We start from the raw sequence: 18358 nt of genomic DNA, 5'->3' as shown, positions 1-18358 counted from the left end.
ATGATTGAATGGATTATCCGGCGCTCTGTCGCCAACCGTTTCCTGGTCATGATGGGGGCCCTGTTTCTCAGCATCTGGGGAACATGGACGATTATTAACACGCCGGTAGATGCCTTGCCTGACCTGTCAGATGTGCAGGTCATTATCAAAACCAGCTATCCCGGCCAGGCCCCGCAGCTTGTAGAAAACCAGGTCACCTATCCGCTTACCACCACCATGCTGTCCGTGCCTGGCGCAAAAACCGTGCGTGGTTTTTCACAGTTCGGGGATTCGTATGTGTATGTCATTTTTGAAGACGGCACCGATCTGTACTGGGCGCGCTCTCGCGTGCTGGAGTATCTGAATCAGGTTCAGGGAAAACTGCCTGCTGGTGTGAGTTCTGAAATCGGTCCTGATGCCACGGGTGTGGGCTGGATTTTTGAATATGCCCTTGTCGATCGCAGCGGAAAACACGACCTTTCAGAACTGCGTTCTCTGCAGGACTGGTTCCTGAAGTTTGAGCTGAAAACCATTCCTAATGTCGCTGAAGTTGCATCCGTAGGCGGCGTGGTTAAGCAGTATCAGATCCAGCTTGACCCGGTAAAACTGACGCAGTACGGCATCAGTCTGCCAGAAGTAAAACAAGCTCTTAGCTCATCTAACCAGGAAGCCGGTGGCTCATCTGTTGAAATTGCTGAGTCAGAGTATATGGTCCGGGCCAGCGGTTATCTTCAGACTATTGATGATTTCAAAAATATCGTCCTGAAAACGGGGGAAAATGGAGTACCTGTTTACCTGCGTGATGTTGCCCGCATACAAATGGGACCGGAAATGCGGCGTGGTATCGCTGAGCTTAACGGTCAGGGCGAAGTCGCTGGCGGAGTGGTGATCCTGCGTTCGGGCAAAAATGCACGCGAAGTCATTACGGCGGTGAGGGATAAACTGGACACGCTGAAGGCAAGCCTGCCTGAAGGAGTGGAGATCGTAACGACATACGATCGCAGCCAGTTAATCGATCGTGCGATTGACAACCTCAGTTACAAGCTTCTTGAAGAGTTTATCGTTGTTGCTGTCGTTTGCGCACTGTTCCTCTGGCATGTCCGTTCTGCCCTGGTGGCGATTATTTCTCTGCCACTTGGCCTGTGTATCGCCTTTATCGTCATGCACTTCCAGGGGCTGAATGCCAACATTATGTCGCTGGGAGGGATTGCAATAGCCGTCGGAGCGATGGTGGATGCCGCCATCGTCATGATCGAAAACGCGCATAAACGGCTTGAGGAGTGGGACCATCAGCATCCCGGGGAACAGATTGATAATGCCACCCGCTGGAAGGTTATCACTGACGCCTCCGTTGAAGTGGGTCCAGCGCTGTTTATCAGCCTGCTGATTATCACATTATCGTTCATTCCTATTTTTACCCTGGAAGGGCAGGAAGGGCGTCTGTTTGGTCCGCTGGCCTTTACAAAAACGTATTCCATGGCGGGTGCAGCCATACTGGCAATCATTGTTATCCCTATTCTGATGGGGTTCTGGATCCGCGGGAAAATTCCTGCTGAGACCAGTAACCCACTGAACCGGTTGCTGATTAAAGCGTATCACCCGTTACTGCTCAGGGTACTACACTGGCCAAAAACAACCCTGCTGGTTGCGGCTTTATCCATTTTCACTGTTATATGGCCACTGAGTCAGGTGGGCGGCGAGTTTTTACCGAAGATTAACGAAGGTGACCTGTTGTATATGCCGTCAACGTTACCTGGCGTGTCTCCTGGAGAAGCTGCTGCGCTCTTACAGACCACGGACAAACTAATCAAAACGGTGCCTGAAGTGGCCTCAGTTTTTGGCAAGACCGGTAAGGCTGAGACCGCCACGGATTCTGCTCCGCTCGAAATGATGGAAACCACCATCCAACTGAAACCTGAGGATCAGTGGCGTCCAGGCATGACGATTGACAAGATTATTGAAGAACTCGACAGGACCGTCCGTTTACCGGGTCTGGCCAACCTCTGGGTACCGCCTATCCGTAACCGTATTGATATGCTCTCAACCGGCATTAAAAGTCCGATAGGTATTAAGGTATCGGGTACTGTTCTGTCGGATATCGATGTAACAGCACAGAGTATCGAAGCAGTCGCTAAAACCGTACCTGGTGTGGTTTCCGTACTGGCTGAACGACTGGAAGGTGGACGTTATATTGATGTGGACATTAACCGGGAAAAAGCTTCCCGGTACGGGATGACTGTGGGCGACGTCCAGCTGTTCGTCTCTTCAGCAATCGGTGGGGCTATGGTGGGTGAGACGGTTGAAGGCGTGGCCCGGTACCCTATTAACATTCGCTATCCGCAGGATTACCGTAACAGTCCGCAGGCGTTGAGAGAGATGCCAATCCTGACCCCAATGAAGCAGCAAATTACGCTGGGCGATGTTGCCGATATTAAGGTCGTTTACGGACCAACCATGCTGAAAACCGAAAATGCCCGGCCAGCCAGCTGGATTTATGTTGATGCCCGCGGCAGGGACATGGTGTCGGTGGTGAACGATATTAAGACGGCCATCAGTGAGAAAGTGAAACTGAGACCGGGGACCAGTGTGGCATTCTCAGGACAGTTTGAATTACTCGAGCACGCCAATAAGAAATTAAAACTGATGGTACCGATGACGGTGATGATCATCTTCATCCTGTTATATCTGGCATTCCGCAGGGTTGATGAAGCCCTGTTGATCCTGATGAGCCTGCCGTTTGCCCTGGTTGGCGGGATATGGTTCCTGTACTGGCAGGGCTTCCATATGTCAGTGGCGACCGGAACCGGGTTTATCGCCCTGGCCGGGGTGGCAGCAGAGTTTGGCGTGGTCATGCTGATATATCTGCGTCATGCCATTGAAGCGCACCCGGAATTGTCCCGTAAAGAGACGTTCACACCGGAAGGCCTTGATGAAGCCCTCTATCATGGTGCCGTACTGCGTGTCCGGCCGAAAGCCATGACCGTGGCGGTGATCATTGCGGGTCTGCTGCCAATACTCTGGGGAACCGGTGCAGGTTCAGAAGTCATGAGCCGTATCGCGGCACCCATGATTGGTGGGATGATCACGGCTCCGCTGCTGTCCCTGTTCATTATTCCTGCCGCCTACAAATTAATCTGGCTGCGCAGACATAAAAAAAGCGTGTCCTGAACCTGAAAGGGCACCCCCTGTGGGTGTCCTTCTTTACTGATTCACCCTGACGTCAGGGTTTATATCGATAATATACAGAGGTGAGTATGAAAAAAGTGGTTCTAATGGCGCTGGCTCTCGGCCTTTCACTACCCGCGATGGCGAGTGAAAAAGTGATTGATATGTACAAATCTGAAAACTGTGGCTGTTGTTCCCTGTGGGGCAAAGCGATGGAAAAAGACGGGTTTGAAGTACGAACTCACGTCATGAATGATCAGGCGCTGTCAGCCCTGAAAGAAAAGCATGCTATTCCTGCAGGACTACGAAGTTGTCATACCGCGGTTGCCGGTAATTTGATCATTGAAGGCCATGTGCCTGCGACAACGATACATAAGGCAATGCAGTCTGGTTCGGGTATATACGGTCTCGCCACCCCCGGTATGCCAGCAGGAAGTCCTGGAATGGAGATGGGAGCCCGAAAAGAGGCTTACGATGTTATCGCATTCTCACCGGATGGAAGTAAAAAAGTCTTCCAGCGAATCGAATAGTCAGCGGAACGGCTGATAACGGGACGCCGGTAGCAGGCACTCCTGTGCCGGCGATATTCGTGGTAATCGCATCCATGACATACCCTGAAGACAGAAGATGCTTCGGTATGCATAAGGAGAGTTACTGTGAAAAATGACAATGCAGTGCAACACAACAACCAGACTGCTTCTGAGCAGACATTATCCCCGGACGAGGGCCACGTATTGCATAAGGTGAGAGATCCCGTGTGCGGGATGGCCATCCTGCCCGACAGGGCGCACAGCAGCATTCGATACCAGGACCATCAACTTTATTTCTGCTCCGCCAGCTGTGAGAGTAAATTTAAAGCCCATCCCGATCGTTATCTTACCGAAGATGCCAGTGAACATTCCCATCACCATCACCACGATCATCACGAAGTCAGCCCTGATCAGATAAAACAGCCTCACCACCAGGCGGAAAAAGAGAATTCTGAAGGTGTGTGGACATGTCCGATGCACCCGGAGATACGCCGCAGTGGTCCCGGAAGCTGTCCTGTCTGTGGAATGGCACTGGAGCCGCTTGTAGCTACGGCATCCACGGGGCCGAGTGATGAACTTCACGACATGACAAGACGCTTCTGGCTGGGGTTGTTGCTGGCGTTTCCGGTTCTGGTACTCGAAATGGGATCTCATCTGTTTCCCGACTTGAGGAATACAGTACCGCCACAGTACAACACATGGCTGCAGCTGCTTCTGGCCTCCCCTGTCGTGTTGTGGTGTGGCTGGCCATTCTTCGCCCGGGCCGGAATGTCGTTACGTAACCGCTCCCTGAATATGTTTACCCTTGTTGCAATGGGGACCGGCGTAGCCTGGGTTTACAGCGTCATTGCAACCGTCTTCCCCTCCTGGTTTCCTGCATCGTTCAGAAACATGGATGGCCTGGTGGCCGTTTATTTTGAAGCCGCAGCAGTTATTACGGTGCTTGTTCTGCTGGGACAGGTTCTTGAGCTGCGGGCACGGGAACAAACCTCAGGCGCCATTACTGCGCTTCTGAACCTTGCCCCCAAAACCGCCAGACGGCTGGATCATGACGGTCATGAAACGGATATTAATGCGGAAGATGTCCTGCCTGGCGATAAGCTCCGCATCAGACCTGGAGAGAGTATTCCGGTCGACGGTATCGTGATCGAAGGCAAAACAACCGTTGATGAATCGATGGTGACCGGGGAGTCTATGCCGGTTACCAAAACGAAGGGTGACCCTGTCATTGGGGGGACGATTAATCAGACAGGTAGTCTTATCATCCGTGCAGAGAAAGTCGGTGATGAAACGATGCTCTCACGAATTGTTCAGATGGTCGCTGATGCACAGCGTTCGCGTGCCCCCATCCAGAGAATGGCTGACAGCGTTTCAGGCTGGTTTGTTCCTCTGGTGATACTTATCGCGGTTGTTGCTTTCGTGATCTGGTCTGTCTGGGGGCCCGAGCCCAGGATGGCGCACGGTCTGATTGCGGCTGTGTCGGTCCTGATTATTGCCTGCCCCTGCGCACTGGGGCTGGCCACACCGATGTCGATAATGGTGGGGGTAGGCAAAGGAGCCCAGGCCGGGGTGTTAATCAGGAATGCCGAAGCCCTTGAGCGTCTTGAAAAAGTGGACACGCTGGTTGTCGACAAAACAGGCACGCTCACGGAAGGTTCGCCTACGGTGACAGGGATTATCAGTCTCAATCCGGGTGGGGAAGCATCTCTTTTACGTGTAGCGGCCGCAGTGGAAAAAGGCTCGCAGCATCCGCTGGGTATGGCTGTAGTCCGGGCAGCCCAGCACAGGGGGATCATGATACCCGCAGTCAGTGATTTCAATGCTCCGTCGGGGAAAGGTGTTTCAGGCGATGTTGAAGGTCAACGGGTTGTTATTGGTAATGAACTGGCTATGCAGGAAAACAGTATCGTTATTGATAATCAAAAGGCCGTTGCGGATACGTTGCGGATGGAAGGCGCTACCGTTATCTATGTGGCCACAGATGGGTACCTTGCAGGCCTGATAGCTATCTCGGATCCCGTGAAAGCAACCACGCCGGATGCGCTTAAAGCTTTGCGTCAGGCGGGGATCCGCATTGTTATGCTCACCGGGGATAACCAGCTTACTGCTGAAGCAGTCGCACGGAAACTGGGAATAGATGAGGTTGAAGCCGGGGTTCTGCCTGACGGCAAAAAAGCAGTGATAACCCGACTGAAAGCGTCTGGTCATGTGGTTGCGATGGCGGGGGACGGTGTAAATGATGCCCCGGCGCTGGCAGCGGCTGACGTGGGCATAGCTATGGGAACGGGTACAGATGTGGCAATTGAAAGTGCCGGAGTCACCCTTCTCAAAGGCGACTTGATGATACTGAACAGGGCCCGTCATCTGTCAGAGATCACCATGAAAAATATCCGACAGAATCTGTTTTTTGCATTTATCTACAACGCACTTGGCGTGCCTGTGGCTGCAGGTCTGCTTTATCCTGTGTATGGAATACTGCTGTCGCCAGTTATTGCGGCGGCGGCCATGGCTCTTTCCTCCGTCAGCGTCATTGTGAATGCGTTGCGTCTGAAAAGTGTCAGGCTCGGGAAATAACACTGAGTGAAGGGTCAGTTACGAACAGAAGGAGTCCAGTATGAAAAGTACCACCTATGCGCTTATTGCTGTCGCCGCGATCGCGGCATTTGCCCTCCTGCGCGAACACTGGTCACATGTGGCAGGTTACTGGCCATATCTGTTATTGCTGGTCTGCCCGCTAATGCATCTTTTCCACGGCCACGGAGGGCATGGAGATCATCAACATCACGGAAGTGAAAACGATAAAAAAAATTAATCCGGCAGACGGGGCCGCGTCGCGGTCCCGTTATCAGTCCAGGTATCGTTCGTAGTCTCTGGCATGCGCAAAGGCATGCTGTTCGAGTTTGTTATCAGCGGGTGCCGCTGCCCGGAACGCCAGAGAGTTAACAGGGTTGTTATTGATGACCAGCTCGTAATGCAGATGAGGACCGGATGAACGTCCGCTGTTACCGGATAACGCAATAGCACCTCCCCGTGTAACCCTGGCCCCTTTAGTAACGAGTATTTTATTGAGGTGGAGATAGCGAGTTTTAACACCGGCTTTTCCCGTTACTTCAACAAAATATCCCATGGTACTGTTGTATTCGGCCCGGGTGATTTTTCCGTCGATGACGCTGACTATTTTCGTGTTCATGGGCATGGAATAATCAATGCCATTATGGGGACTCACTTTTCCGGATACCGGGTTAAGTCTTGCAGGATTGAAAGGCGAACTGAGTCTTGCTGTGGCCGGTAACGGATAATCGAGACTGCCTTTCCCGGAAGTATCGGAAAGGTTATAGAACTTTTTATCTGATATACGATACGCCGTGTAATTAAATGAACCGGACGTAAATTTATAGGCCACGACACGTGATTTTCCCGCTTTCTTTTGCAGTACGAGTTTTAATGATTCATTTTTTTTCAAATGCCGCAGATTAAACCGGGAAGGCAAGGAGCGCTGAAGAGTAGCGATCTCGTTCGATTCCAGCCCCGAGCGGGTGGCTGAAAGGCAGGCATTTTCTTTTACGACATCGGTAGAATACATTTACTGGAATTCGCCGTTAGCATGAACACTGCGGCGTATGCTAGGGGTTTTCAGGAGGCGTGTCATCTGTCAGTTAATCGGGAGCACCGTTGATGGTCGTCATTTTTGTAACATATCTTGTTTCCCGTTTGCTCCTGAAGCTCTGGGAACTGTATGACCAGCCCGACGGTGATGATTAACGGGACTGATACAGGTTACGGCAGAGCAATATGGGGCTCATGTCCTGCTACGTAACCCGTCAGTAAAGCCCTGCTGCGCACCTGACGCTAAGCACTAACCCGCCTGCAGTTACCTGGACGAATACAGGCCGCGAAGCTTTCTTGCCTGCGTCTGATGAGCTTCCGCACCGGCATTATTGACCTGCTCATGCACGAGGGCGGCTTTCTCTCCGGCATTCAGTTCGTTAAAAGAAGAAGAGAAGGTCTTTGAATTTTCACCACTCTCGGACAGCATTTTTTTATGTTCCTCAATCATTTTCTGATGTGCATAGGACGGGCTGTTGTTCATAAATGAATGAGCAACAATGGCCCTTTCATGTTCATTCATTTCAGAGAATGAGGGCGTGCTGTTTTTATTAATCCTGTCCGGCAAATTTTCATGCGTCGAGGAATTCACATGACTGACGGCTGAGGCATTATTAACAAATCGATGTGCTTCATGGGCAATATCACTGGACTGAGCAAAAGCTGCCCCACAAAATAAAGCTGTAAACGCAGTGGTCGTGATTAATATATTCATGTGTAATTACCTTCTGAGGTACATAAAAGATGTCCTTATGATCATATATAAAAATAATCAACCTGTGGGGAAGATGACGTAAATGTAATACAGCTATGTACATTACACGATTGTAATGAATTTGTTTCTTAAGGTGTGCTAGCTTCATTTCATTGTAAGTGGATGAACCAGTAATTTAATTTAAATCGGTTCTCGAATTCTGTCAGTAACCATACTTTAAATAAGGGAATGCGCATGCTGTTGAAAACGTCTCGACGAACTTTCCTGAAGGGGTTAACCCTCTCTGGCGTAGCCGGAAGTCTTGGCGTATGGAGTTTCAATGCGCGTTCCAGTCTGAGCCTGCCAGTTGCCGCATCCCTGCAGGGTACTCAGTTTGACCTGACCATTGGTGAAACGGCCGTCAATATCCAGAGGTTGAGCGCCTGCTCGTCTATCCAAAAAGTCAGTGAGCCTCGGTTGGTCAACGCCTTGTTATATTCCGGCCAATTGGTAATGCGAGATTTAGATTTGCCCATCTGATAGCGGTTCCTGCGTGGTATTCACAGGATCTGATCGCATCTGAGACGGAAGGTTCATTCATTTAGGCAACAACGCCATTATCTACTCCAGTTAATCTTAGGTTTCTGACAACTAAAGTCGCTTCTTTAACGCCCGGTCTATGTTCAAAATCACTCATAATGTCTCTCTTAATCATTAACTCATCATTTTTCTGATGATTTAGGTAAAAAGTAATTAACAAAAAATGGCCAATTTTCTAACCTAGACCGTAAACAGCTTAGGTTAGAACCAAGATATTGATTGCAAAGTTCAAAAAGGCTCATTTTAATACTGCTATTATCTTCATCATTGATACCAACATATTGAAAAATACGCATGGATATCTAGTGTTTACTCAACAATCAATACACCTTTATACATTTGCATCTGACAATGAAATGGATACTCACCCTTTTCCAGAGCTGGTAATGATATCGTCGTGGGCTTATCCAGCGCTAAATCCTGGCTAATCTCCAAGTCGGGTAGCAGGACTGTGGCTGAACATCCGGATTTATCTTGGCGTAAAAAAGTTATCTCTGTTGGTGTATTAGCCGAAATTTTAATTCGTGCAGGCGTATACACACCGTCTTTAACCAGTATCAATGTACTAGCGTCAACACTAGAATCCTTTGTCGGTTTATATAGCCAAAACCACCAAATGATAAAACCGATTAATGCGATACACAGTAAATTAATTAACATATTGAAGCTCCTAGTGTTCTTTGGCTTTAAACAAACGTAAACGGTTAGCGTTACTCACTACGGTAAGTGATGAAAAGGCCATCGCAGCCCCGGCAATCACTGGATTTAGCAAAATACCAAAAACAGGGAAAAGCACACCTGCTGCTAAGGGAATACCCGCGACGTTGTAAATAAACGCGCCAAACAAGTTTTGTTTAATGTTGCGCAGCGTTGCTTTACTAATGGCTATCGCATCGGCTAAGCCATGAAGTGATCCGCGCATTAAGGTAATATCAGCGCTTTCTATCGCCACATCAGTGCCTGTTCCAATAGCAAAGCCAACATCGGCTAACGCTAATGCGGGGGCGTCATTAATCCCATCGCCGGTCATACCAACCACTTCATTTTGTTGCTGAAGTTCAGCCACTTTATTGGCTTTATCTTCTGGCATGACTTCTGCGAAAAAATCATCAATACCGACTTTTTTAGCCACTGCGGCGGCGGTCGCTTTATTGTCCCCGGTTAACATTATCACTTTGATGCCACTGCGTTTCAGTCTCGCAATCGCTTCGATTGAATCAGGCTTTATCGGATCTGATACCGCAATAATGGCCAGTAATTGCCCTGCAAGCGCTAAATACATTGGTGTTTTAGCATTTTCAGCTAACACTTGGGCCTTAGCTTCATTGAATCCAATATCAATATTTTTGTCTTGCATTAATTTTAGATTACCAAATAATAATATCTGGCCATCCACTTCAGCTTCTACACCTTTACCTGAAATGGCATTGAAGTGCTCAGTGTTAATGGCTTCAATACCTCTATCATTCGCACTTTCAACAATCGCTTGCGCGAGTGGATGTTCGGAGTGACTTTCAATTCCAGCAGACAAGGCAAGTACCTGCTCTTCACTGTCTGTATTAACCAAAATAATATCGGTAACTTGCGGTTTACCTTCGGTAATGGTGCCGGTTTTATCCAATACCATGGCGGTTATTTTAGACGCGGTTTGCAATGCTTCACCGTTCCGAATAAGCACTCCCGATTCAGCCGCCTTACCAACGCCGACCATCACTGACATTGGCGTTGCGAGTCCTAACGCACAAGGACAAGCAATAATTAATACTGTTGTTGCAGACACGATGGCAAATACACTCGACGGCTCAGGGCCAAAGTTAAACCACACCATGGCACTGACTGTAGCGATGATCATAATGGCGGGCACAAAGTAAGCGGCTATAACATCAGCTAAACGTCCAATCGGCGGCTTAGAGTTTTGCGCCCGTTTGACCATACTAATAATGCGCGCCAGTGCAGTATCTTTACCTACACGAGTGGCTTTAAATATGATCGAGCCTGATTTATTCAAGGTGCCAGTGACCACATCGTCACCGATCACTTTTTCAACAGGCATTGGCTCACCAGTCAACATTGATTCATCAATGGTGCTGTTACCTTCAATAACCACCCCATCAACTGGGATTTTTTCGCCAGGGCGAACTTTAACGTGATCATTAAGTAATACATGAGCAATATCGATGTCGAGGTCTTTTCCATCACGGATAACCCGAGCAGTTTTAGCTTGCAAACCAATGAGACGCTTAATCGCTTCAGAGGTTTTACCGCGCGCTTTAACTTCTAGTGCTAAACCAAGATTTATTAAACCAATAATCATTGCGGTCGCTTCAAAGTAAACATGCCTTGCCATCTCGGGAAATAATTGTGGAAATGCAACTATCAACATAGAGTAAACCCAAGCAGTACCGGTACCTAAGGCAATGAGGGTATCCATATTGGCGTTATGGTTTAAAAATGATTTCCATGCACCGATATAAAAATGCCTACCTGATATCAGCATAATCGCAAGAGTCACCACACCAACCAGTCCCCACACCACTTGTTCTAATAGGGTTGATACCGTCATTTCGCCAATAAACAGTCCATAAATCATCAACGGAATACCGACGGACAGAGCGATAATGGTATGGCGTAATAAACTTTTATAATGTTGCAAATCAGCCTGTTCTTTCTCGTTCATGACATCTTCTGCCGACTCCGCCTTTATTTGAGAGGCATTGTAACCAGCGCTTTCGACCGCTTTTATAATCAACTCGGCAGATGCTTTACCGTTAACTAATACCGTTCTGTCCGCAAAATTCATCTCGGCCGAATCAACGCCTTCTACGTTGTTAATCGCTTTTTCAATTTTGCCAACACAACTCGCGCAGCCTGCGCCGAGAATATTGAGTTGTATGGGTGAGTGTGTAGTGTGATCCATTACTTAACCTCCGTTGAAGTTTCATTAACACAATGGGGAACATCTAATTCCTCTGAAACTATATCCTCTTGATTTGTATTTTCTATTAAATGGCAAATCATGTTTCCTGTAGGTATGTTGTCAGGCATTTGAGACCAATCTTGTATCGCCTTAGAAAGCTTACTTCTTAATTTCACCATTTCGTTGAACTGTTGCTCTGTTTCAAGCAGCTTTACTTTAATTAATTCGCGTACAAGTTGACATGCACTATCCCCAAGATCAGTCTTAGAAAAAATAACTTTAATATCTTCGACAGAAAAGCCTAAATTTCGAGCACTCAAAATAAATTGCATCCTCACCATATCTTTATGGTTGAATGTTTTATAACCATTATTGGGAGATTTGCTTGGATTGAGTAATCCAATTCGAGTATAAAAACGCACAGTATCAGCGGATACACCCAATTTATTAGCGAGTTGAGTCACTTTCATACGACCTCCAAACCAACGTAAGTAACTACGATAGTTCTACTATAACTCTGTGTGTTACACACAGCTCAAGAAGTATATTAGATATAAATAGGGCGCTATGATAGCGCCCTATTTATCCAATTAATGTTTCATCATTTTGCCGTGTTGTTTCATAATGATAGACATTAATTCTTCATGGTTAACCAGCTTCACTGATTCACCTTTTAAGCTAACAGAATCTATTGTGATCTGAGGGGCGTCGATAAATTTACGAGCAGATTTTGTAGTGAAAATATCCTTAGCTCTAACCTGAATATCTTCGTTCTTAGTTAAATTCAAACTCCAATATAATGCATCAGATTTTACAAAATTAGTGTCATCTGCTCCCGTTGAGTAATCATCATAAAACTGAAGTTCAAGCAAATGCTGACCAGGTTCAATGTCAATCTGTCCCTTATTAGCCACAGACTGGCCATCAACGGAAGTAAAAATAAGATAATCAGGTAATGTAATAGTAGCAGCCATTGAAACTGTGCTAGCTAAAGATAAAAGTGTAATTGCGATAAATTTTTTCATAAGAAACTCCAGAAGCTTTATGATGCTCATAAGTAAACGAGCAACGAAAATCTTTATAAATTAATAGTAAGTGATTAATTAAAATAAAGAATTAAGCAATTGGAGGGGGATTTTGACTTCCAAGCGAAGCCGGAGTTGATATCCATAAAGTTGAGTTAACTTTAGAACTTGTGAATAGAGCATTAACTAAATTTGAATCTGATAACAAAACAAATACATTAGCGACTGCATGGCAATGGCTAATACAGTGGCTTGAATCTTCGGGACAACAGTTATCAGTATCATCACAATCATTGTCCATCATAACTGAATGTGACATAGAGCTAGTTTGCATACTTGATTCAGACATTTCGCTAGACATAGCATTATTTGGCATTAATAACTGTATTATTAATGCTAATATAACTGCTAAATTTAACAAAATATTAGTCATGCAATTGTATCCAGTTGAATTATGCGATTAACCATAGCAAATTTTAAAATCAAATTCCATGACATAAGTCACAATCCTAGGTCTATTAAGATATTCAACTTACAATTATTAAACTATTCAATGAATCCTTACCCTGACATAACACTGGGGAGATGCAGACCTGGGCGGGATATGTGCTCTGTACTATGTAGATATGCCCAAGGGATATTGCAGAGAGCACAGGACTCAGGGCCACCGCATGAGTATTTTATTTGTAACCGAGCTACTAAATCCAGTCTTTAATACTACTTTAAGCATCGATGGATTCATCATGCATCGCTTTTGTTTTCTAACAATGCTTATCTTCGTCGGCTCTGCTCCTAACATATTCAAGCTCATATGATGCAGGCATGATAGATTTTCCGCCCCGTGAGCATTGTATATCAGACATACATCCTCACTCATACTGACATCAAGCACCCAGCGCATCGATTCTATGCCCTAATGTTCTCGAACGACTATCGCTGCTTGTTCGGCAATTAACGCCTCAGAACTAATATAATAACGATACTCCAGCTCGATTGGTTTTCCTTTCTCAAGGCGACAACTTTCAACCATAACGTTTTTTTAACCTTTTCCACTTTGAAAAGTCACCGACTAAGTTTTTACTATCAATAACATAGCGCTGGCGACATTCAGTTCCCCCATGACCGTGCTCAATTGCGGATTTGTCCGTATTGTTGGTTTACTTGAAACTGTTTGCTGGAACGGTATATGTACTGGCTCTGTACAAAGTTTTAAGTAAATGCAGCATTTTTAAAAAAAATACTCACATACAAGATCTTAACGTATCATCATTCCGTTTCAAAAACTTGATTTTGTTACTTTATCAAAATAAATACTGTCCATTAATCTGAGCTGAAGTAAGTGCAACAGTTTCTCTTATAGAGATTTCTGGTATATCGAGCTTGAGTAAGCCAACTTAATCACATCATACCGGATTGCAGCTAACGATCATCATTAGCTAGCTCATTATTGAAGAATATTACAGTGACTGGAACAAATTTTTATTATTACATTATTCACGTAAGTTAACTTAAACACGAAGCAATCTTTTAGCAGTGAAGGACTACTGATTACACATTAAAATTCATGTTATTAATAAACGCTCCAATATAATACATGTTGTTATTGGACCATATGTATTGTAGAAGTCCTTAAAATCAATACTCATAGCATATATGTACATAAATAACTCCTCCTAAGCCGTGCACATAGCCTGTTAAACAGTGAGGATGAAAAGTCTTTTATTTATCAGAATAAATAAACAGAGCGTTCTATTTTGCGCAGCAAAATACCATGTTGAAAATAAAATTCCATAAAGCGAATGATACTCTGCAGGGCCGGATTATACATTGTTAAATTGGTTAACAAACCTATCCAGTCGAACGAATTTCATTCGATTATGGATGATTTATATCAATCAATAATCTCGCATTAAGTCGACTTAAGAACAAAATAGCTAAATGTTAACAGAATTTACAAAGCATAATCTCACCCTGTGATACTCTGTGAGTTAGGGAGATATTTATGCCCGAACATGGGTAAATGCAGCGTGTAACAACATCGGTGCAAAGGCAGCTTGCTAGCCACCTTTGGTTGACGAGCTAAGCGTGTAGCGAGATGTTATCACGTGAACCAGGGCGTTGTTGCCTAAATGAATGAACCTTCCGTCTCAGATGCGATCAGATCCTGTGAATACCACGCAGGAACCGCTATCAGATGGGCAAATCTAAATCTCGCATTACCAATTGGCCGGAATATAACAAGGCGTTGACCAACCGAGGCTCACTGACTTTTTGGATAGACGAGCACGCGCTCAACCTCTGGTGTCACACTGAACACCATGGTGGTCGAGGTCGGGGATTTCAATACAGTGACACGGCGATAGAAACCGCCTTAATGCTCAAAGGTTTGTTTAATCTCCCCTTGCGAGCACTAGAAGGTTTTCTCAACTCAGTGTTTAGTTTGATGAGTCTGCAATTAACTTCACCTGGTTACAGCTGCATCAGCAAGCGGGCAAAGACAGTCAAAGTTAACTACCGCCCCCCTTGCCGAGGCGCGATTGCTCACTTAGTTGTCGATGCCACAGGACTGAAAGTATATGGCGAAGGTGAATGGAAAATGCGTAAACATGGTAAGGAAAAACGCCGAACTTGGCGTAAGTTGCACCTTGCGATAGATGCGGCCACACATGAAGTCATCGCAGCCGAAGTCAGTTTAGAGAGTGTGGCAGATAGTGAGGTTCTCCCAACGTTATTAAACCCACTAAGGCGCAAGGTAAAACAAGTGTCAGCTGACGGTGCTTATGACACCAAAACAATGGAAACAAGAGAATGACTATCACCAACGCTCCCTGTCAGAAACAGCTATGTATCGTTACAAGCAACTGATTAGCCCGAAATTGAGCCTGCGGGACTACAACGGCCAAGTCGGCGAGGCACTGGCTGGTGTGAAAGTGATGAACAAAGTCATAGGACTGGGTATGCCTATTCGCCAGAGGGTCAATTAATACCAGGAACCCTTTTAGGAAAAGGCATACCTAAGATTGATTTAGGCAACAACGCCTCTGCAATGGGCTTAACGTGCTTTATTTTCCGTTTTCTGAGAGGTCCCCAAAAATATCGCTTGCCTCAGTATGACAACTGTCATACACTATGTTTAAGGTTAGTGCATCGTGCGTTAACCATCGGAGAGCCGAAGCGCATAAGCGGGTGAGGCGAAGGAAAGTATCATGGCAAATCTATCAATCAAATCTCGTAAAACTGGTGAAACTTTTAACTTCTGGATCCCGTTAGACGGAGGATATATTCGTCTTGAATCCCAAGGTCGCAGCGGGACTTTAGGCAGACAAATTTGTGTGGGCGGTGGCTTCATGGGTAACACACTTTCCGCACGTTCTGAGGCCAGCTTTGAAAAGCAATGTCGTAGCTGGTATCGCGCTTACATGCGCAATCAATCAAATATCTAACATCAAATTTATTAAGCCCTGTAATACAGGGCTTTGGAGTCTTATGAGCCAATTACCGCGCAATCCGAGTTTTACCCCGTCCCCAAAATTAAGGGCAAACCTTGAGGAAAGGAGAGAAGGGACGACCGAGCGCCTAAATCAGATTTGGGATCGCTACGAATATTTGCAACTCCAAGCGGGGATTCACTTAGAGTCAGCAGAAAAGCAAGTGTTGTTAAATGTGCTTTCTGGCTCATTTATCGAGCCGTCTTTTATCGAGCATTTGGCGCATGAGATCATAGATTCTGATGATTACATCGAGGGAATAGATGCTGCCAAGACGCTCTACGAAAAAGTTAAAAACGCCACTTATGCTGAATTGTTAGCTACCGTAGAGCGGCTTGGGTTCTGAACAAGTCCTCCAAAACTAGCGCCCTTCGGGGCGCTTTTGCTTTCCGTGAAAGGCTTACGCAATACCGTGTTAAACTGATTAGGCAGTGAAAAAATCCTATTGTCTGCATATCCCCAAATAAAGAGGAAATACAGACAATGAGCCGCGCTGACGCACTAACACCCTCCCAAATAAATCGAGTTCTGAAAACATGCCTATTGATGCAGCATGGACAAGCTAAAGTGGGGGCAATAGCCCTTAGCCATGCTGCAATGCGAGTGAGTGAGATTGCTCGACTTGATGTAAAAACCGTTCTATTCCCCAATGGTTTACTTCGACAAGAAATAAACCTGCCGAGCCTGATCTGTAAAAATACCAAGCCCCGCACGATATGGTTAACCAATCTAACTGCCAGAACAGCTATCCAAGACTGGATTGACTACCGTATACAACACAAGTGGGGGTTAGGTACTTCACCTGATTACCAAGGGCTTAATCCAGACTCAAAGCTGATCTTAACGAACCGTGGATCAAGTTATTCATTGCAGCCGAAACCAAGACGCCTTGATGATGGAACTATCAAAGAATACTGGTGCTGTGACGCTCTAGAGCAAGCTATACGTAATGTTTACAAACGTTGCAGATTACCGCAGTGTTCGTCACATACAGGGCGTAAAAGCCTAGTGACCAACTCTGTATTGTCTGGAGTTAGTTTAGAGACAATGGCGCGAGTTCTAGGCCATTCAGAAGCATCAACAACGTTGGGGTATGTCGTGATTCAGCAACATGTGATTCGCGATATGTGCAGCATCGAATGGATTTGATGGTAAAAATCAAAAAATTAATATATTTTCCCAAAATGGGAAATTAATTATTGACTATCGTTTATACGTTTCCCATAATGGGAAATATAGACAAGGGGATTGCATGAGAGTTGTTTCAAGAGCCGCCTTGCGGGAGTTTTGGGAGCAGCCCATTTATCAAGATAGTGAGCAACCGCTCAAGTCATGGTACGAGGAAGCTAAAAACGCGAACTGGCAAAATCCGCAAGACATAAAAGCGTTGTACCGCAACGCGAGTTTTGTTGGCAATAACAGGGTGGTATTCAACATCCACGGCAATAAGTACCGTCTTATTGTGGCCGTGAATTACAAGTTTGCAATGGTCTATGTTCGCTTTGTTGGTTCTCATGCTGAGTATGACAAAGTTGATGCAACCACAATTTAGGAGGTTTGCAATGCAAATTAAACCGATCAGAACCGTGGCTGATAATGAAGCCGCCTTAAAGCGCATTGAGCAGCTTTTTGATGCTGAACCTAACACGCCAGAGGGTGACGAGCTGGAAGTGTTGATAACGCTGGTGAGCGCGTTTGAGGACGCTCATTTTCCGATTGAAGCGCCAGATCCAATCGCGGCGATTCAGTTTCGGATGGAGCAGCAAGAGCTTGAGGATGTCGATATGGTGCAGTTTTTTGGGCAACGTAGCAGAGTGTCAGAGGTGTTAAACCGCCAACGCAAGCTAAGCCTTAACATGATCCGTAAGCTGAATGAGGGGCTTAAAATCCCGCTTCCTTGCTTGATCAAAGATTATCAATTAGCCAAATAACAGTAATTAGACAATTGCCACTATTTTTATCTTTGATAGGTATAGGCGCACTTGTTCAGGCATCTGCATTATTTGTATGTAAATAATAACGGAAAATAGGCATGGACTTTGAAGAAGCAAAAGAAATTCTTATTGCTAACTCTGTCGGCAGTAATGAGTACCATCAACTTCAAAGTAAGCGTCCATTTTAGGACGTATTGACGCCTTATAGATTTCGGCCAAGCATCCTGGCTAGATGTCTTTCATGATCTGCACCAGTCCTGGTGGGATTTTCCACTGGCGGTTATCATCGCTGACCACCATCACTGATTTCTTGTTGATTTTGATAACCACCCCGAACACTTGGCCTTCTTTGGCCTTGAAGTGGACTTTTTGGCCTAAACGTAGCTGGCTTAGAACATTGATGTCGTTTTGCAAACGTAA

16 protein-coding genes and 5 pseudogenes are annotated in these 18358 nt (G+C 45.9%); 11 read left to right on the top strand and 10 right to left on the bottom strand.

Annotated elements, in window-relative coordinates; genetic code table 11:
- The 4 genes and pseudogenes from silA (at window position 1) to L5M11_RS21345 (ending at window position 6541) form a co-directional block, all read left to right on the top strand.
- On the top strand, window positions 1-3147 hold the full coding sequence (gene silA, locus L5M11_RS21360) for a Cu(+)/Ag(+) efflux RND transporter permease subunit SilA (protein ID WP_259560933.1): 3147 nt from the start codon (window positions 1-3) through the stop codon (window positions 3145-3147).
- 86 nt (window positions 3148-3233) lie between these two features.
- Window positions 3234-3674 (top strand): DUF411 domain-containing protein, encoded by a 441-nt coding sequence (locus tag L5M11_RS21355; RefSeq protein ID WP_000758228.1) that lies wholly within the window; start codon window positions 3234-3236, stop codon window positions 3672-3674.
- Between the two features lie 126 nt (window positions 3675-3800).
- The gene (gene silP, locus L5M11_RS21350; RefSeq protein WP_001514621.1) at window positions 3801-6248 is read left to right on the top strand and encodes an Ag(+)-translocating P-type ATPase SilP; all 2448 of its coding nucleotides are present in this window, start codon (window positions 3801-3803) and stop codon (window positions 6246-6248) included.
- A 40-nt stretch (window positions 6249-6288) separates the two neighbouring features.
- Window positions 6289-6541, top strand: a pseudogene (locus L5M11_RS21345) (DUF2933 domain-containing protein).
- Here L5M11_RS21345 and L5M11_RS21340 read toward each other — a convergent pair.
- Entirely contained in the window at window positions 6520-7257 is a 738-nt protein-coding gene (locus L5M11_RS21340) for a peptidoglycan DD-metalloendopeptidase family protein (RefSeq protein WP_011918416.1), read from the bottom strand. The pseudogene L5M11_RS21345 and the gene L5M11_RS21340 sit on opposite strands and share 22 nt — an antisense overlap.
- 288 nt (window positions 7258-7545) lie before the next feature.
- Window positions 7546-7995, bottom strand: a complete 450-nt coding sequence (locus L5M11_RS21335; protein ID WP_011918417.1) for a hypothetical protein — start codon at window positions 7993-7995, stop codon at window positions 7546-7548.
- Between the two features lie 234 nt (window positions 7996-8229).
- On the opposite strand from L5M11_RS21335, the pseudogene L5M11_RS24035 reads away from it, so the two are divergent.
- Window positions 8230-8403: pseudogene (locus L5M11_RS24035) on the top strand (twin-arginine translocation signal domain-containing protein); the annotation flags it as partial.
- On the opposite strand, the pseudogene L5M11_RS21325 reads toward L5M11_RS24035, so the two are convergent.
- The 7 genes and pseudogenes from L5M11_RS21325 to L5M11_RS21295 form a co-directional block, all read right to left on the bottom strand.
- Window positions 8403-8510: pseudogene (locus L5M11_RS21325) on the bottom strand (IS5/IS1182 family transposase); the annotation flags it as partial. The pseudogenes L5M11_RS24035 and L5M11_RS21325 sit on opposite strands and share 1 nt — an antisense overlap.
- A 373-nt stretch (window positions 8511-8883) precedes the next feature.
- Window positions 8884-9234, bottom strand: coding sequence for a cupredoxin domain-containing protein (locus tag L5M11_RS21320; RefSeq protein WP_037425971.1), 351 nt, complete (start codon window positions 9232-9234; stop codon window positions 8884-8886).
- 10 nt (window positions 9235-9244) lie between these two features.
- Window positions 9245-11491 carry a heavy metal translocating P-type ATPase gene (locus L5M11_RS21315; RefSeq protein ID WP_037425974.1) on the bottom strand — a complete coding sequence of 749 codons (2247 nt, stop codon included), beginning with the start codon at window positions 11489-11491 and terminating at the stop codon, window positions 9245-9247.
- Window positions 11491-11961, bottom strand: a complete 471-nt coding sequence (locus L5M11_RS21310) for a MerR family transcriptional regulator (RefSeq protein ID WP_037425976.1) — start codon at window positions 11959-11961, stop codon at window positions 11491-11493. Before L5M11_RS21310 ends, L5M11_RS21315 begins: the two co-directional genes overlap by 1 nt.
- Window positions 11962-12081: 120 nt before the next feature.
- Window positions 12082-12516 carry a DUF2057 family protein gene (locus L5M11_RS21305; RefSeq protein ID WP_037425979.1) on the bottom strand — a complete coding sequence of 145 codons (435 nt, stop codon included), beginning with the start codon at window positions 12514-12516 and terminating at the stop codon, window positions 12082-12084.
- Window positions 12517-12607: 91 nt separating this feature from the next.
- Window positions 12608-12949, bottom strand: coding sequence for a hypothetical protein (locus L5M11_RS21300; RefSeq protein WP_083848295.1), 342 nt, complete (start codon window positions 12947-12949; stop codon window positions 12608-12610).
- Between the two features lie 225 nt (window positions 12950-13174).
- Window positions 13175-13646: pseudogene (locus tag L5M11_RS21295) on the bottom strand (ISAs1 family transposase); the annotation flags it as partial.
- Between the two features lie 1064 nt (window positions 13647-14710).
- Here L5M11_RS21295 and L5M11_RS21290 point away from each other — a divergent pair.
- From L5M11_RS21290 to L5M11_RS21265, 6 genes and pseudogenes are all read left to right on the top strand, one after another.
- A pseudogene (locus L5M11_RS21290) lies at window positions 14711-15500 on the top strand (IS5 family transposase).
- Between the two features lie 222 nt (window positions 15501-15722).
- Entirely contained in the window at window positions 15723-15959 is a 237-nt protein-coding gene (locus tag L5M11_RS21285) for a hypothetical protein (protein WP_259581254.1), read from the top strand.
- Window positions 15960-16002: 43 nt separating this feature from the next.
- Window positions 16003-16350 (top strand): hypothetical protein, encoded by a 348-nt coding sequence (locus tag L5M11_RS21280; RefSeq protein ID WP_259581257.1) that lies wholly within the window; start codon window positions 16003-16005, stop codon window positions 16348-16350.
- Between the two features lie 137 nt (window positions 16351-16487).
- Window positions 16488-17153: a site-specific integrase gene (locus tag L5M11_RS21275; protein ID WP_263193178.1), complete on the top strand. Its 666-nt coding sequence runs from the start codon at window positions 16488-16490 to the stop codon at window positions 17151-17153.
- Between the two features lie 103 nt (window positions 17154-17256).
- On the top strand, window positions 17257-17556 hold the full coding sequence (locus tag L5M11_RS21270; RefSeq protein WP_259508099.1) for a type II toxin-antitoxin system HigB family toxin: 300 nt from the start codon (window positions 17257-17259) through the stop codon (window positions 17554-17556).
- A gap of 10 nt (window positions 17557-17566) precedes the next feature.
- On the top strand, window positions 17567-17935 hold the full coding sequence (locus L5M11_RS21265; RefSeq protein ID WP_259581259.1) for a type II toxin-antitoxin system HigA family antitoxin: 369 nt from the start codon (window positions 17567-17569) through the stop codon (window positions 17933-17935).
- Window positions 17936-18166: 231 nt separating this feature from the next.
- Here L5M11_RS21265 and L5M11_RS21260 read toward each other — a convergent pair.
- Window positions 18167-18358, bottom strand: a 192-nt coding sequence (locus L5M11_RS21260) for a transposase (protein ID WP_263192926.1), incomplete at its 5' end; no start/stop codon positions are given.

The organism is Shewanella sp. SM87 (assembly GCF_025653705.1).
Lineage (GTDB): Bacteria > Pseudomonadota > Gammaproteobacteria > Enterobacterales > Shewanellaceae > Shewanella > Shewanella oncorhynchi.
This window is presented reverse-complemented; position numbering and strand designations above follow the sequence as displayed.